This is a genomic window from Chryseobacterium sp. 2VB (assembly GCF_005503635.1).
GTDB classification, from domain to species: Bacteria; Bacteroidota; Bacteroidia; order Flavobacteriales; family Weeksellaceae; genus Chryseobacterium; species Chryseobacterium cupriresistens.
This window is the reverse complement of record NZ_SCNC01000001.1, coordinates 85,394-101,747: the sequence shown is the minus strand read 5'-3', so window position 1 is coordinate 101,747 and position 16,354 is coordinate 85,394. Positions and strand designations below refer to the sequence as shown.

The 16,354-nt window shown below is 37.0% G+C and carries 16 protein-coding genes; 5 read left to right on the top strand and 11 right to left on the bottom strand.

Annotated features, from left to right (window positions below; all coding sequences use genetic code 11):
• Nucleotides 1-24 precede the first annotated feature (24 nt).
• Nucleotides 25-453 carry a DoxX family protein gene (locus FFS26_RS00460; RefSeq protein WP_110008670.1) on the bottom strand — a complete coding sequence of 143 codons (429 nt, stop codon included), beginning with the start codon at nucleotides 451-453 and terminating at the stop codon, nucleotides 25-27.
• A 66-nt stretch (nucleotides 454-519) separates the two neighbouring features.
• Nucleotides 520-1,395: a GTPase Era gene (era, locus tag FFS26_RS00455; protein ID WP_137903980.1), complete on the bottom strand. Its 876-nt coding sequence runs from the start codon at nucleotides 1,393-1,395 to the stop codon at nucleotides 520-522.
• Nucleotides 1,396-1,698: 303 nt separating this feature from the next.
• On the opposite strand from era, the gene FFS26_RS00450 reads away from it, so the two are divergent.
• From FFS26_RS00450 to FFS26_RS00440, 3 genes are all read left to right on the top strand, one after another.
• Nucleotides 1,699-2,262, top strand: a complete 564-nt coding sequence (locus tag FFS26_RS00450; protein WP_137903979.1) for a Crp/Fnr family transcriptional regulator — start codon at nucleotides 1,699-1,701, stop codon at nucleotides 2,260-2,262.
• 248 nt (nucleotides 2,263-2,510) lie between these two features.
• Nucleotides 2,511-2,843, top strand: a complete 333-nt coding sequence (locus tag FFS26_RS00445; protein ID WP_110008667.1) for a DMT family transporter — start codon at nucleotides 2,511-2,513, stop codon at nucleotides 2,841-2,843.
• Between the two features lie 149 nt (nucleotides 2,844-2,992).
• The gene (locus FFS26_RS00440; protein ID WP_110008666.1) at nucleotides 2,993-3,706 is read left to right on the top strand and encodes a T9SS type A sorting domain-containing protein; all 714 of its coding nucleotides are present in this window, start codon (nucleotides 2,993-2,995) and stop codon (nucleotides 3,704-3,706) included.
• A 56-nt stretch (nucleotides 3,707-3,762) separates the two neighbouring features.
• Here the strand turns inward: FFS26_RS00440 and FFS26_RS00435 are convergent, their stop codons facing one another.
• The 6 genes from FFS26_RS00435 to FFS26_RS00410 form a co-directional block, all read right to left on the bottom strand.
• The gene (locus FFS26_RS00435; protein WP_110008665.1) at nucleotides 3,763-4,530 is read right to left on the bottom strand and encodes a class I SAM-dependent methyltransferase; all 768 of its coding nucleotides are present in this window, start codon (nucleotides 4,528-4,530) and stop codon (nucleotides 3,763-3,765) included.
• The gene (gene map, locus FFS26_RS00430; protein ID WP_110008664.1) at nucleotides 4,530-5,339 is read right to left on the bottom strand and encodes a type I methionyl aminopeptidase; all 810 of its coding nucleotides are present in this window, start codon (nucleotides 5,337-5,339) and stop codon (nucleotides 4,530-4,532) included. The genes FFS26_RS00435 and map overlap by 1 nt, the downstream gene beginning before the upstream one ends.
• Before the next feature lie 159 nt (nucleotides 5,340-5,498).
• Complete coding sequence (locus FFS26_RS00425) at nucleotides 5,499-5,930, bottom strand: BT0820 family HAD-type phosphatase (RefSeq protein WP_062670258.1); 432 nt, start codon at nucleotides 5,928-5,930, stop codon at nucleotides 5,499-5,501.
• A 96-nt stretch (nucleotides 5,931-6,026) separates the two neighbouring features.
• Entirely contained in the window at nucleotides 6,027-7,004 is a 978-nt protein-coding gene (locus FFS26_RS00420; protein WP_110008663.1) for an acyl-ACP desaturase, read from the bottom strand.
• A 150-nt stretch (nucleotides 7,005-7,154) separates the two neighbouring features.
• Nucleotides 7,155-8,696: a 2,3-bisphosphoglycerate-independent phosphoglycerate mutase gene (gene gpmI / locus FFS26_RS00415; RefSeq protein ID WP_137903978.1), complete on the bottom strand. Its 1,542-nt coding sequence runs from the start codon at nucleotides 8,694-8,696 to the stop codon at nucleotides 7,155-7,157.
• A gap of 183 nt (nucleotides 8,697-8,879) precedes the next feature.
• Nucleotides 8,880-9,809: a DUF2268 domain-containing putative Zn-dependent protease gene (locus FFS26_RS00410; RefSeq protein ID WP_137903977.1), complete on the bottom strand. Its 930-nt coding sequence runs from the start codon at nucleotides 9,807-9,809 to the stop codon at nucleotides 8,880-8,882.
• 160 nt (nucleotides 9,810-9,969) lie between these two features.
• On the opposite strand from FFS26_RS00410, the gene FFS26_RS00405 reads away from it, so the two are divergent.
• Entirely contained in the window at nucleotides 9,970-10,293 is a 324-nt protein-coding gene (locus FFS26_RS00405; RefSeq protein WP_002979957.1) for a translation initiation factor, read from the top strand.
• A 2-nt stretch (nucleotides 10,294-10,295) separates the two neighbouring features.
• Here the strand turns inward: FFS26_RS00405 and FFS26_RS00400 are convergent, their stop codons facing one another.
• The 3 genes from FFS26_RS00400 to FFS26_RS00390 form a co-directional block, all read right to left on the bottom strand.
• A complete protein-coding gene (locus FFS26_RS00400) occupies nucleotides 10,296-11,195 on the bottom strand; it encodes a leucine-rich repeat domain-containing protein (protein ID WP_137903976.1) in 900 nt (299 codons plus the stop codon).
• A 57-nt stretch (nucleotides 11,196-11,252) separates the two neighbouring features.
• Entirely contained in the window at nucleotides 11,253-13,406 is a 2,154-nt protein-coding gene (locus FFS26_RS00395; protein WP_137903975.1) for an alkaline phosphatase PhoX, read from the bottom strand.
• A 389-nt stretch (nucleotides 13,407-13,795) separates the two neighbouring features.
• Nucleotides 13,796-15,625, bottom strand: a complete 1,830-nt coding sequence (locus FFS26_RS00390; RefSeq protein WP_137903974.1) for a cytochrome-c peroxidase — start codon at nucleotides 15,623-15,625, stop codon at nucleotides 13,796-13,798.
• A gap of 230 nt (nucleotides 15,626-15,855) precedes the next feature.
• Here FFS26_RS00390 and FFS26_RS00385 point away from each other — a divergent pair, with 230 nt between their 5' ends.
• Nucleotides 15,856-16,341 carry a hypothetical protein gene (locus tag FFS26_RS00385; RefSeq protein ID WP_137903973.1) on the top strand — a complete coding sequence of 162 codons (486 nt, stop codon included), beginning with the start codon at nucleotides 15,856-15,858 and terminating at the stop codon, nucleotides 16,339-16,341.
• Nucleotides 16,342-16,354 lie beyond the last annotated feature (13 nt).

Here is a 16,354-nt window from a genome sequence, read left to right as displayed (position 1 = left end):
CCTTTTATTTATTGTGCTGTAAAATTACCAGTCTGAAGCTCTTTTTCTTCTTTCTATCATATGATCTACTGAAACTTTCCCGGCTCCGGTTACCATGAGTAGAAGATAAACAGAAAGATAGACAAGTGCCATTTCTCTTTTCTCAAAAGGATCTGCTCCATGTACTGCAAAAGCAGCAATGATCATGGTAAAGATCAGGAAGCCTAAAGAAACTCTTGTAAAAAGCCCTAAAATAAGTAGTATCGAACATACAAATTCAGCAAAAACCGTAAGAATCAGTGAAATCTGAGGGCCAAGCCCCATAAAATCGAAAAATTCGATTTTACCGCCTGCCAACAGCATCTGAAGTTTTGGAAAACCATGGGACAGCATGGCAAAACCAACAAACACTCTCACTGCTAATAATATAATATCTTTAGGTATTGAGCTCCAATTTGAATTATTATAGTTCATCTACTAAAAAATTTATACTAAGGTAATAAAAATCTTTTAATACAACGGGATTCCGGCTATTTTAGTTTATCTGTAACCGAAATTTTTAAGATCTCTGTCGTTCTTTCTCCAGTCTTTTTTCACTTTCACAAATAAGTTCAAATGAATTTTTTTGGTGAAAAACTTCTCCAGATCTATTCTTGCTTCAGTTCCTACTTTCTTAATCGCTTCTCCTTTGTGCCCGATAATAATTCCCTTCTGAGTATCTCTTTCAACATAGATAATTGAATCGATAAAGATAATTCCTTCTTTCTCCTTGAACTGTTCTGTTACCACTTCTACAGAATAGGGAATTTCCTTATCATAATTCAAAAGGATTTTCTCACGAATGGTCTCATTTACGAAAAATCTTTCCGGTTTATCCGTGTACTGATCTTTATCGTAGTAAGGAGGGTTTTCGGGAAGTAAAGATTTTATTTTAGGTAAAATAACTTCTGTGTTGAAGGCATTCAGTGCAGAAATAGGCAGAATTTCAGCTTTTGGAATTCTGTTGTGCCATTCTTCAACCAATTTTTCAAGGCCTGCCTGATCGGTCTGGTCTACTTTATTCAAGAGAAGAAGTACAGGTACGGGGATTTTATTCAGTTTATCAATTAAGAATTCTGATGGTTCCGCTTTATCGGTAACGTCTACAATAAACAGGAAAACGTCAGCATCCTGTAAAGAATCCTTTACAAAATCCATCATTTTTTCCTGCAGTCCGTATTTTGGATCCAATACTCCCGGAGTATCAGAAAATACAATCTGAAGGTCATCTTCATTATAAATACCAAAAATTCTGTGGCGGGTTGTCTGAGCTTTCTGCGTTACAATCGCCAGCTTTTCCCCCATTAATTGGTTGAGCAAGGTCGATTTTCCTGCATTGGGCTTTCCAACTATATTTACAAATCCTGCTTTGTGCATAAAAATAATATTACGAACTGCAAAGTTAGTAAAACAAAATTGGTCTTTACGGTTAATCTTAATTTTTAAAGGAAAAAAGAGAGTTATAGTTTGAAATACGTGATGTTGAAAGAGGAAATCTAAAGGGATCCGATTGCTGAGATAACCACCCCATCAAAAAATTCTTTGAATTTTTGACAGTAAAAATACTGAATCAGGAAGAATTTTGATCGTAATCATTACAAGATTTCTGACAAAAATTAAGGGATAATTTTGTATTGCATTACTTAAAACTGATATTTTTGAATATTAGAATTCATCTTTATGAATATAGACCAGATTCTTGATAAGGTTTACCTTCTTCCTGAAGCATCAAAAAACAGCTTAAAAGAGCATATTACCGAAGTTTCCCATCCTAAAGGATTTTGTCTGATGGAAGCGGACAAAGTGATTCCTTATCTTTATTTTATACGAAAAGGTATTGCGAGAGCCTATTCTTCAACAGCTGACAATGATATTACCTTCTGGTTCGGAAGTGAAGGTCAATGCATTCTTTCAATGAAAAGCTATGTGGAAGACCGGCCCGGCTACGAGAGCATCGAGCTTCTGGAAGACTGCGACCTCTATCGAATGGAAACGGAAAGCCTCAGAAAACTGTTCAATGAAGATATTTATATTGCCAACTGGGGGCGAAAGCTTGCTGAAGCAGAAATGATAAAATCCGAAGAACTGATTATTTCAAGACAGTTCAAAACTTCTCTGGAACGCTACAAAGATATTATGACCTATCAGCCTGAGCTTCTTAAAAGAGTACAGCTGGGTTATATTGCCTCTTATCTTGGGATTACGCAGGTAAGTCTGAGCAGAATAAGGGCGGAGATAAAATAAATTTAAAGATTCAAAGATTTAAGAATTGAAAGATTTAAATATTCTCATGTTTTGGCTAAATCCAAAGGAATGATTATCTACATTGAAAGCGGACTAAAGTCCGCTCCTATTGATATGAGGCAATCTTTTCTTTTTTCTTGCAGCTTACTATTCAAATCCTCCAGCTTCCAGCTTGCTTTTATTTTTTAACAATTGTAAAATTTTTTCTCCTGTCAAATTCTGAACTTTGCAGTAGAAAAATTTAAAAAATGAATTGGTTACTATTAGTTATCGCAGGATTATTTGAAGTTGCCTTCGCATCATGTCTGGGAAAGGCAAAGGAAACGTCAGGAACTGAAATGTACCTGTGGTACGCGGGATTTCTGATCACCATGACGATCAGTATGCTTTTGCTGATTAAAGCAACTCAAACGCTGCCTATCGGGACTGCTTATGCAGTATGGACGGGCATCGGAGCAGTGGGAACTGCCTTAATGGGAATTATCTTTTTTAAGGATCCTGTAAGTTTCTGGAGGGTATTTTTTATTATAACACTTATCGGTTCTGTGGTAGGATTAAAGGCTGTATCTTCATCACACTAGAAAGCGCATAAACTTCTATCAATATTTAAAAATGGGCCGTCTTCGTCATGAAGGCGGTTTTTGTTTGTCTTAATTTTCATCTTGATGATCCTTATAAAAGAGCAAACAGTAAGTAATTCTTTTATATCTTTACCGAAAACTTTTAACCTATGAAAAAAATTCTATTCCTTTTAGCAGGTGGTTTACTGACTGCCCAGCAAACTTCTGAACTGCTTTCCAATAATTGGTATATCTCCAAAATGGTGACCAGTAGCGGCCAGACCACCAACACACCTTTAATAGATAATGGAGTACCTGCTACTACATTTAATTCGGCAGGAGGTACAAGCTATGTTATTAATTCCAGATATTATAATACGTCCATGATGAGTTTCGGAGTTATACCTGGAAGTAACAATCTTATCAAAACAGCCAGCTCGTGTACTCTTTTGTTTTATAATGGCGGAAATGCTCCAGCCGTTCGGGCCTACGATCAGAAAAACTGTGACACTTACGTATCAGGAGCCTATGCATCTATATACAGCTATCAGATTATCACAAATGGCAGCCTCAAAACGCTGATAATAACGGATCCTTCAGGAAATAAGGTCTATTACAACAATAATACTGCACAAATGAGTACTAAAGAAACTGATGCCGCTGCAAAAACGTTTAAAGCATATCCAAATCCTGTAAAAGAGGTTTTACATCTTGAAAATATTGAGAGAAACCTTTCTCTTAAGATCTACGATATGTCAGGAAAACTGGTATCTGAAACGACAACTAACGGCAGCAAAATGTCAATTGATACAAGCAGTTTACAGAAAGGACAATATATGATCAAGATAGAAAATTATAAGTCATATCCTTTTGTCAAAGAATAACAACTGACTTTTCAATTATACAAAACCCGTTTCAAAAGTTGAAACGGGTTTTTATTTTATTTTTTATAAACTACCGGTAAGATTTCGTTATGTCTTAACCCGTACTTTTTTATTTCTTCTTCAGAGAATTTCTGTGAATAGAAGTTGGGTTCTATTTCAAAGCCAGCTTTTCTTAAACGGTCGAAATAATCCATTCCGTACCAACGAACGTGATCATACTGCCCGAAATGCTTCTGACGTTCTTTTGGGTCTTTAATGGTAAAATCTTCATAGGTTTTCTCCAGTGAGTTTTTCATCGGAACCTGAAGAATTCCCCATCCGCTGGGCTTCATTACCCTGTATAGCTCGCTCATTGCTTTTGCATCGTCTTCAATATGTTCCAGAACATGGTTACAGAAAACAATGTCAAAGCTGTCATTTTCAAAAGGTAAATCCAGAATATCAGCCTTCACATCTACAATCGGAGAATATAAGTCTGCCGATATATAATTCAGGTTGCTCATTCTCTTGAATTTTCTTAAAAATTCCTGTTCAGGAGCGATATGCAGAACTTTATAATTTTTAATAAAAAAATCGGTTTCGTTCTGAAGGTACAGCCACATCTGGCGGTGTCTTTCCAAACTTAACGTTCCCGGAGAGAGTGCATTTTCTCTTTGTTTTCCATATCCGTACGGAAGGAATTTTCTGTAAGATCTTCCGTCAATGGGATCTAAAAACTGATCTCCTTTGAAAAACTGATAAATAAGCGGTCTTGCCCAGATGCTCATTTTAATAAGCATAGGACGTGGAATTTTATTCAGTAAAAGCTTCGTTACCTTTTTCATTAAAAATCCAGTTGGAACTGCTTTTCTTCATCACTTACAATCCCTAAAGCTTCGTATACATAATCAAATGTTGAAAGCAATACCGGCTTACCATTGATTACCGCTACATCATGTTCGAAGTGAGCAGATGGCATGTTATCTAACGTTGTTACCGTCCAGCCGTCGTTATGGAACTTCACTTTTTCGGTTCCCATGTTCACCATCGGTTCAATAGCAATTGCTAAACCGTCTTTAATAACTTTTCCGCTTCCCTGTCTTCCATAGTTCGGAACCTGCGGATCTTCGTGCATTTTTCTACCTAATCCATGGCCTACAAGCTCTCTTACCACTCCATATCCTTCTTTTTCACAATGTGCCTGAATCGCATGGGAGATATCTCCGATCCTCTTTCCTCTGACACACTGCTCAATCCCTTTGTACAGAGATTCTTTGGTAACCTGTAGTAATTTTTTAATCTCAGGCTTTACTTCCCCGATTTCAAAAGTGTAGGCATGATCTCCTACAAAACCGTTCAGAATAACTCCACAGTCTACAGAAAGAACATCTCCTTCTTTTACCACATCATTGTTTGGGAAACCATGAACAACCTGCTCATTGGGAGAGATACAAAGGGAGTTTGGAAATCCTCCATATCCTAAAAATGCAGGCTCAGCACCATGATCTTTAATAAAATCATGAGCCAGTTTATCTAAATATAAGGTAGTAATCCCCGGTTTAATTTCTTTTGCCAACATTCCCAATGTTTTAGAAACCAATCGGGCACTCTTCTTCATCAGACGTAATTCGTCTATCGTTTTTAATTGAATCATTGTTGTATAGATGTTAGATATTAGATGTTAGAAGCTAGATTACAGCATGATGTGTATTTCTATATTATAACAATCTAAAACTTTTTTTGATAAAAAAACAGAAGTTTTAATTAGCCGTTAAAAACTAACTTCTAATTTCTGGCTTCTCATTTCTGTATTCTACCAGAAAAGTCCTTTTTTCTTTTCTTTTTTAAGTTTTGAATAGGCAAGAACCTCTTTTCCTTCCACACGGAATTCTATTCTTTCCTGAATGATATTGTAGATTTCACCCCATCCCGGGAATCCTCCTAAATTTCTGTCGTCAATAAACCAGTCTGCATCTAATTTTCTGGACTGATTTTCAGGATCAAAAACTTCTCCTTCAAAGCTTGAGTTCACAGCATAAAATTCTATTCCGTTTTTTTTGCAGAATTCTACCGCTTCATCTAATGTTTTTCCGTGTCTGTATGTCCAAAGTATCAATCTGAATCCTTCAGACTGAAGTCTTTTCAAAGTTTCGAATGCAAAAGTTTTCGGTTTTCCAATGGCCGGGTAAGCATCATCCACAATAGTCCCGTCAAAGTCAACAGCAATCTTTTTATTATTTAACATTTTGTCTTTTTTTAGCTTTGCAAAGATAAGAAATAAAAAGAGTGCCAAAAAGAAAGGCACTCAATACTTTTATATTTTAATAATAATAAAATCTTATTAGCTTTTTACCCAGCTAAACTGGAACTGAAGATCCGGAGTAGAAACTCTGTCTGTGATCTTCTGAAGTCTTGCAGGAAGCTTCATCAGGTATTCCTGAGCTTTTTCAGCTTTTTCTGTAAGTCCTTTTACGTGCTCAATTTTCCATTCATCTAAAAGGTCTTTCATAATGTTGATATAATCCTGGCCAGTGTACACCATACATCTTTGTGCAGCATCTGAGAAATGCCCCCAAAGTTCACCTGCTTTTTGTCCTGACTGTCTCATTAAGTGAGCAGGCATTACAATTTTTTTACGCATCATATCTTCAAACGCAAGAATCATTTCCGAAGGGTCTACTTCAAGGATTTTTGCTACGAAATGTTTGTATGCTTTAGCGTGTCTTGCTTCATCTGCAGCAATCACACCACACATTTTTGCCAGTTTTCCGTTTCCGGATTGTTTAGCCAATGTTCCTACTCTTCTGTGAGAAATATTGGTAGCCGTTTCCTGGAAACTCGTATAAATGAAGTTTCTGTATGGGTCCATACTTGTTCCCAGATCGAATCCGTCATTGATCAGGTATTGGGTAGTGATTTCCACTTCTCTCATGTTTACTCTTCCACACAGATAAAGATATTTGTTTAATAAATCTCCGTGTCTGTTTTCCTCAGCGGTCCACGCTCTTACCCAATTGGCCCAGCCTACTTTTTCTTCCTGATTGATTCCATCAACTCCCATTAACCAAGACTCATAAGATGGAAGTGCCTCTTCCGTGATACAGTCACCGATTAATGTTACAAAAAGATCATAAGGCATTTCGCGGGCAAAAGTCTGAATTTCTTCTAAGTCGTGTTTAAATTCTTCACTTGAAGGATCTGGTAAATAATCGGAAGGCTGCCATATTTTTTCAATTGGCGTTAAAAATTTATCAAGAAAAGAACCTACTTCCTTTTCCAATAATCCCATTACTTCTTTCCTAACAAGCTTTTGATACATTTTACTATTCAGTTTTAATTTACAAAGATATGATTTATTTATTATTTAACGCATAATAAAGTATGACTTGCATACTTTATCTGACATAAATCATAAAAAAAATGCCGCTACTAAAGCATAACGGCATTTTTTTAACAATATTATTGAATATTAATTAACCAAAACTTCTCCAGTCATTGCATCTGGTATTTCAACACCCATTACTTTAAGGATTGTGGGGGCTACATCGCCCAGTTTTCCTGGTTTTAAATTCCATGTATGGTCTTTATCCATCACGATAAAAGGAACCAGGTTTGTAGAGTGCTGGGTATTTGGAGTTCCGTCCGGATTGATCATTACATCTGAGTTTCCGTGATCGGCAAGAATGAAAACAGCATATCCGTTTTCATAGGCTGCTGTAGCCACTTTTTCTATACATTGATCTACCACTTCTGCTGCCTTCACTGCTGCTTCAAAAACACCTGTATGGCCTACCATATCTGTATTGGCGAAATTTAAGCAGACAAAATCAGCTGTTCCCTGCTCCAGTTCGGGTACTATAGCATTGGTAATATCATAGGCCGACATTTCCGGTTTCAGATCGTAGGTAGGAACATCTTTCGGGCTTGGGCAAAGCAGTCTTCTCTCCCCTTTAAATTCCTCTTCCCTTCCTCCTGAGAAGAAGAAAGTAACGTGAGGATATTTTTCTGTTTCTGCAATTCTGATCTGGGTTTTTCCATTTTTCTCGAGAATTTCACCCATGGTTTCTGTCAGTACGTTTTCATCAAAAACAACCTGCACATTCTGGAATGTTTTATCATAGTTCGTCAATGTGATATAATAAAGGTTCAGCTTCTTCATTCCAAATTCCGGGAAATCTTTCTGGGAAAGAACTTCTGTAATTTCTCTTCCTCTGTCTGTACGGAAATTGAAGCAGATCACCACATCATCTTCAATGATTCTTGCTACCGGTACTACATTTCCTGTAGCAGTAGTATTCACTAAAATAATAGGCTTCAGGAACTCATCGGTTACATTATTATCATAATACATCTTGATTGTTGCCAAAGCATCCGTTGTCTGTTCTCCTATTCCTTCCACAAGGGCACCGTACGCTAATTTTACACGCTCCCATCTTTTATCTCTGTCCATGGCATAGTATCTTCCTACCACTGTTGCCAGCTTTCCGGTAGTTGCTTCCATATGCTTCTGAAGTTCATCGATAAATCCTAATCCGGAATGCGGATCGCAGTCTCTACCATCGGTAAATGCGTGAACAAAAACGTTCTCATTCAATCCGAACTCTTTTGCAGCGGTCAGTAATCCTTTTAAGTGATTGATATGTGAGTGTACACCTCCGTTGGAAACCAATCCGATGAAATGTACTTTTTTATTTTCTTTTTTGGCGTATTCAAAGGCATCCTGAATCACTTTTTCCTGACCCAGTGTTCCTTTTTCGACGGCCATGTTCAGTTTTACCAGGTTTTGGTATACTACTCTTCCGGCTCCCAGGTTCATGTGTCCTACTTCAGAATTTCCCATCTGTCCGGCTGGTAAACCTACCGCCAGCCCGCTTGCTTCAAGGGTGGTATGTGGAAATTTCTGGTAACAGCTGTCTATGAATGGTGTATTTGCTTTATCTATTGCAGAAACGTTAGGGTTTGTTCCCAATCCCCATCCGTCAAGAATGGCCAGTATTGCTTTTTTCGACATTTTGTAAAACTTTTGTTAGACAAATTTACCTAATTTCCTATGAATAGAAGAATTTGAAGTCTTGAATTTTATGGACTGCTGATGATTAGTCAATTAATTTTGAAATTTTAACCGTGTCAAGGTTTAAAACCTTGACACGGTTCGTATGATAATGAACTTTTAAATTACCTGCAGCATTCCGTATTATTCTTTAAAAAAATCTTCAAAACTGCTATTATTTTGCTTCACATATTCTCTGATATACGGATCCAAAAGGCCACTCTCTTTAAGAAACAAAAGAGGATTCTGAATATTTAAAATATTGTGGATAGCCTTATGCTTGTCTGTTTGTTTCAAGAAATAAGCCTCAGAAATTTTATACCCCATCCAATACCCAAGATCATTAGGACGATCATCTTTTTTGGTGGTTCCATAAAGCCAGTCCGTAGGATCTTTCTTCTTTAATACAGTTACAAATTCTTTATACAGTTTATCAGCATGGGCCTCTCCATATTGATAAAACGGACTGTTATTGGTTTCTCCTGATACTAATTCACTGAGAAAATCAGCACTCCCTTCACTTAATGTGTATTTTAAAAGGTTATCAGTTCCTTTGATATCCTGTTGGAAATGAATCGTCTCATGAGAAACAAGTCCTGCAATGCCATCCAGATTCTGAAGAGTTTCTGTACCGATCATAATTCCGTCTTTAGAAAATGTTCCTCCTGTATTAAACCTTCCGTATACAAAATATATTGGTGGAAATTTTGCCTGTGGATACCAGTATTTCAATGCACTGTAAACAGCCCTGATTCTTTTTTCTTTTTGGTTGATTCCTGCCAGAACATGACGGCTTTTCAGATAGTCTTCTTTTCTCTTTTTTACCATGGTATACAAAGAATCAGCATTGATTATGCGGTATTCCATAAAACCTTTTACGCCTTGAGATCCGTTGCTGATATAATCTCTAAAAGGGTTTTCTTTTGAGACATCCATTTTATCGAATGCTTTCCAGAACCGGTCTGTATCTCTGGTTTCAAATACAGCGTTCAATGGATCAGTGGAGAAACGTGTCTGTGCTTTTGCAATTCCGGAAGCTAAAAGAAGACATGTAAAAATGTATCTGGTTTTCATATTAGTTTTTAAAGATATCTTATCAAACGGTTAAAAATATAAAAACTTATACAAGAATGGAAATAAAAGCTGTTAAGGTTGAAACCTGTCAGGGTTGAAAAATTGAAATTTCGTTGATTATTTCAGTTCATTAATCGGTAATTCTTTTTAATTTTGCGGTATGGATTTACGAGATCAATTGAAGAATCTTTTTCCTGATCATGAAGAGCAGGATTTTGAGATGCCTGAAGAAGAATTCAAGCAGAAAGAGCCATTGGTATGCAAATTTGAGAAAAAAGGAAGAAACGGTAAGCCTGTAACGATTGTTGAAGGCTGGGAAGGCAGTGAGGAAGACCTGAAAAAAATCTCAAAGAAAATAAAAACCACCCTTGGTATAGGCGGCTCTGAGAAGGATGGAACGATTATCATTCAAGGAGATAACCGTGATAAAATCATGAATATCCTTAAAGAAATGGGCTATAAAACCAAACGTGTTGGCGGATAGTTCTAGAAATAGATCTGGGTTTCCGGCAGTAAGGTTTTTAAGTTTTCAATTTTAGATTTTTCTATAGGATTTCCTGTAAGAATCAATGTTTTCAGATTTTTAAGCTGTTTGATTTCTACAGGAATATCTTTCAGATTATTATGGGCCAGATTCATGCTGACCATATTTTTCAGCCCTTTTACTTTGGGCGATATTTCTGTGATATGATTTCCACTTACATTCAGAAATTCCAGATTCTTTGCTCTGAAAAGATTTTCCGGAAGCCTGATAATAGCATTCTGCTGCAGTTCAAGATATTTTAAATTTTCCGGAAAAGACAGATTTCCAAGATCATTGATCTGGTTATCTGAAAGGTTGAGAAATTTCAGATTTTTGATCTGATCCAGTTTGTCTGCAATAAAGCTTATCTGGTTTCCCTGAAGGTTGATTTCTTCCAGTGTTGGAATTTCCATAAGGGCTTCGGGAAATGTATTCAGATTATTAGCATCAAAATGTACCACTTTTAGGTTCTGAAGCTTTGCAAGATTAGGATTAATGCTTGTGAGGCTATTCAAATTCATTGAAAAAGTAGTCAGTTTCTTCAGATTGCTTACCTCATCAGGAATAAATTTAATGCTGTTTTCATTCACATTTAAAATTTCCAGTTCTTTTAAAGCAAAAAGTTCCTGATCCATTTTCTCAAGCTTATTGGCCATAATATTCAAAAAGAATAATGAATCCAGTTTTACAATCTGAGGAGGAATATTAAAAAGCCCCTTTTCTCTGAAACTTATACTGTAAACCGCTTTTTTACTTTTTAAAGCATCTTCAATATTGGTAAATGTAGGATATTTCACCGGATCAATCTGTGCTTTGATCTGAGAAAGTGAGATGACGGAAATCAATAAGAAAAGCTTTTTCATAAAAATAAAAGGTCTGCCAGCAACCAAAGCTGCCGACAGACAAGAATTATAAATAATTTATTTCTTTACAAGTTTAACTGTTTTCTGGAATCCTCCTTCAGCTTCAATATTTAAAACTAAAACTCGTGATCCTTCCAACTGTTGTGTGAAATCAAGATCCAATGCTTTATTGGTTCCGTTGAATTTCTTCGTGTAAACGATTTTTCCGTCCATGCTGTAAGCTGTTACAGAAATATCTTTCAATCCTTTTGCTGAATTGATTTTTACCACTCCTGAAGTTGGGTTTGGTGCTACCGTTACTGTATTTTCTTCAATTTTGGTCTCAATAGTTCCTAAAGTTCCCTCAGTTCCAAGATTATTTTTAAGTGCAATAACGATTGTTGCTGATTTTCCTCTGTAATCAATTGTATTCCCTGTGGCGTCTACGTCTGTAGAGATTGTTGAATCCGGGTGCTGAATAGAGAAGAAACCGAATTTATGATCAGGAGTAAATGTCAGCCCTGTAGGTTCTGAACCAGCCGGCATAGAAGCAAATAATCTTACTTTAGGGTTGGTTTGTGTATGATCTGGAGCAATGATCCAGATATAGTTTTTACCTCCGTCCTGAAGTACCCAAAGGTTTCCAAGTTCATCAAAAGTAAGGTTGTCATTTCCGTCTCCCCAGGCTTCAGACTTCATTCCCTGAGCTGTATTGAAAGAATATACCGAAGAACTTCCTCCTACAAATGTTTCTACCTGAGAAGCCGTAGTTCCGTTATCCTGCAGACGGTATACCCTGTCTAATCCTTTGGCTGTAAAATAGATTTTACCATCCAGCGGGCTGATGTCAACATCTTCTACTCCGTTGAATTTCGTTCCACCTAATGACAGCGCATTGGTATTGGTATTATTCTGGTCAACTTTAGTTTTGTTCGGAACCTGAATCCATGTTGCTGTAGTTCCTGCCGGATCCCCTGCAGCCGTTAACCCCTGATCCAGTTTTAATACATAAAGGTTTCCTGAAGAGAGATCATTAGGAGTATCCATTACATATTTGTACACCAAGTGAGTTCCACCGTCTTCTCCATAATAGGCTATAGTTCCCGCATTATTGATCACCACGTTCTCGTGGTTCATGATTCCCATCTGCCAAAGCTTACCTTTTGTCCCGTTAGGGTTTTTAGATATAACCTGAGCAGTAGCAGGATCAATTTCTACCAACCAACCGTAATCTTTGTACCCATCATTGTTCACATCATTAGAAGTAACAGATTCTTCAGCGGTCACCACAGTTCCCCAAGGCGTAATTCCTCCTGAACAGTTTCTGATGGTTTGAACCAAACTTGGATCTGAGAAACTTACGGCTCTTGATTTTGTCAGCTGCCAAAGCTTTGAAGCCGCGTTATAGTTGATTTCTGCCATGGTAACTCCACCTGGATTCGTTTCATGGTTGACAGATAGATATCCGTTGGTACTGCTTCCAGTTTTTGGAACATAAGCAGTAAAGTCATTCTGACCACCTACCAATCCTCCACCTTCAGTATAGCTGTCTCCTTCTTTTAGAATAAGCTGGTATTTGTGTTCAGCAGGGATAATCAACTTATTGGTTTGTGCTGTTGGAACAATGGAAGTAAAGCAGCTGATATGCGTTCCGTTACAAGTTACAGGGGTAGTGGTATTGGTAGTTGTTTTCAGATAAGCATCAATTCTTAAGTCTGAACTGGTTGTACTTCTGTTATGTAATTCAATAGAAAATCTGTTAACACCGTTTACAAATTTTGATTTTGGAATTGAAAAAATGTTATAAACACTCTCTGCTGCCCCATCAATAGTAGTACTGGAGAAAGTATTGAATGTAACAGCACCTGCAGGCATATTATCTCTTACAACTTCTTCTCCGTTAAGGTATACAATAATACCGTCGTCTCTCATCACACCAAACTCCATAGTATCGGAAAGCGTTGAAAGATCTACCGTAAAATCTTTAGCAAAATAGGCTGTAGTAAGCCCTGAATTGATGGTAGTAGTTACAGGATCTCCATATCCTAACGGACCGTTTCCTACTGCCCATGTTGAAATATCATAGGTTTGGGCATTCCAACCGGCTGGCTGCGCCTGGTTGTTATCTTTATAGCTCCATGACGCATTCTTATTGAATATCAAGGTCTGCGCCTGAAGACCAGAACTGGCCAGTATCGCCAAAGCTCCCACTGCTAGTAGTTTTTTCTTCATTTTTTATTTGATTTATTAGACCTTGCAAAACTATTTTTTTAGCGCTTTTTCTCTGTTAATAGGATTTTAAATCTAAATCATCGAATATTAACTTATCAAAAACCTAATGTTAAGTGGGTTAATTTTCTGTTAAGTAGTGAGGAGTTCGAGGGTTGGAGAGTTTGAGTGTGGGAGAGTTTGAGAGTACAAGGTGCTAGGTGCGGGATTCGGGATTCGCACGGAAAGTATAGGATAAAAAAATACTTTAAAATAATATTTATGAATAGAAGTAATCCATCTCCAACTATCCATCATAAAGCTCGAATCACACTTGCCCTACCCGAAATCCGAATCTCTACCCCCTCACTCTCAAACTCTCCCACACTCGAACCCCGCATCCCGCATCCCGCCTATTTCGCTTTACTCACATCCGTAAGGGCATTCAGAAAGGCGATGATCTGTTTTATTTCTGTTTCGGTGAGGTTCAATTTATCGGGTGCCAGCGTCTGATTTTTCATTTTTAATCCTAAACCTTCTCCTCCGCCTTCATTATAAAAATCAAGAACTTCTTCCAAAGTATTGAAAGCTCCATTATGGAAATAGGGCTTTGTAAGTGCGATATTTCTCACTGTCACGGTTTTAAAAGAGTAATCATAAATCCATGACTTTTCTTTTTTCACCGGGCTGTTTCCTCTTCCTAAGTCCTGATCAAGTTCTACCGGAAGCTGTTTGATCGGCCTGGTAGTTACTCCCAGTACTTCGGATTCATTTTCATTAAAAAACGGCGGTACCAATCCGGAAAAGTGAGGGGCAAAGTGGCAGGTTGCACAATTGGCTTTTCCCATAAAGAGGTTGAACCCTTTTTTCACATCCTCAGAAATAGTCTTTTCATTCCTCATAAAACGGTCAAAGTCGCTGTCAAATGAATATAGTGAAGCTACGTAAGAACTCAATGCTTTTGAAAAGTTTTCTTTGCTGATTTTTCCGTTTTTAAATGCAGTACGGAACGCTTTTTTATATTCTGGTTTTGTTTTTAATTTCTCTATAATACTTTCATAGCTTGTATTGAATTCCTGTTCGTTATAAATCACGTGTTCTGCCTGCTGTTCAAGGTAAAAAGCACGAAGGTCATAGAAAAACCTCCTGGCAAAAACAGCATTATATAAAGATGGGGAATTCCTCAAAACCGTTTTCCCTTCCACATTGCTTTGTGATCTGGCTTTAAGGTCTGTAAAAGCGTTTTCCTGAAGATGGCATGTGGCACAGCTCATTTTCCCTTTACCACTTAAGTTCTGATCATAGAAAATGGATTTTCCAAGGTTACGGAGCTCCGGATTATCTTCCGAAGATTTTAATAAAGTATAAAAATAGGGATCTAAAAAATCACTGCTGAAAAAGTTCTTATTCCCTACATTCCATCCGGAAAATTCTTTAAGGTCATCTGGTCTTCCATCCCATTTCCCAAGTTCTTCATATAAAGGCTGCACGTATTTTTTATAAAACTCAATCCTGTCAAAGGTTTCAAAGTCGGTGTTTTTTGAAAGATAGTTGATGGCTTCTGTTAAAATCTGATTGGCTTTCCGAGTATTATAATTTTTAAAATAAAGATCATCATTAATGTACTTCTGAATTCCTGCAAGTGCATGGCTTGTTTCTTCGGAAATATTCAAAGAGCCTGGTGTATCAAAACCTGAAACACCCAGTGAGTAGATCCTGATCAACTCTATACGCAAAGGCAATGTTTTGTTGTTTCCTTTGCTCAACCCATTTTTTAAAGCACTTAAATAAAACCCGGAATAGCTGTTGTACAAAAAGGTAGTGATGGTTTTGATCTTTTCTTTTTCATTCCCTGCTTCCTCTGAAAATATAAGTTCATCAAGCACCTGCAATCCTTCAGGAGGAAGTGTGTATGACGATGTCCCAGCTGCTTCGATGTGAAACAATGGCGCTGCATTAAGGTGGGCTTTGGTAAATTCAGGATAATGGTAAGCAATATAAAATTCTATTTCCTTGAATGAGTTTCTTGTACTGCTCAGCGATTTCTGCAGTTCTTCCAGAGAAATACGGTCTTCAGAGAACTTATCAACATCGGATTTCAATTGTTCAAGCTTTATTCTAAAGTCGGACAACCCTTTATTGACAAATGTATTTTCGCTTTCTTTTCCTTTATAAACAGGATTAAAGGACATTACTGCAAATCCTATCAGAAGGATGATTATAAGCAGTGGATAAGATCTCATGAATTTTTAGCGGCAAAACTATTCATCTGATGTTATCTGAGTTTTAATAAGAGATTAAATAATGTTTATATTTCTGATATTATATTTTTCACTAATTTTAAACCCCGAAATCAAATTCATTATTCTAAAGAAACGGTTTTTCGAAATACCGGTAAAAAATAATGGCGGAAGATTATTGGGAGAGGATTTTTTAAATTAAATTCAACACATCAAAAAAACTAAATAGGAGTATGAAAACAAAACTATGGTTTGCTGTGGCAGCAAGTTTCCTTTCTGTGGCAGCATTTTCCCAAAAGAAAAAGCAGCAGGAAAAACAACCTGAAAAGAAACAGGAAATGGCTGTTTATGCTGAGAAAAGAGGTTCTGATTATTATTTGGTCCGCCTGGAAAAAGATAAAAATATTCCCAATGTCTATGTACATTCCAATGGGGTAACCAAGCCTTATAAAAATTATTCTGATCTGAAAGATATTGTTACAGAGTTCCCGGGAATGATGACTTCCAACAATTCCACAAAGGAAGAACTGATTTCTATTCTTAAAAAAGAGGATCACTTCTACGAAATCACGTCACAGAGGAAAGATCCTAAAAATATTGAAAAAACCGTTGTTACCGTATATGAAGTAATGAACGGCCAGAAAAGAATTGTAGAAGAATACAATGACATCTACGAGGTGATGGCATCTCCTTATAAAGAAGCCATTATGATTAATTAAAAAACAAAAAATA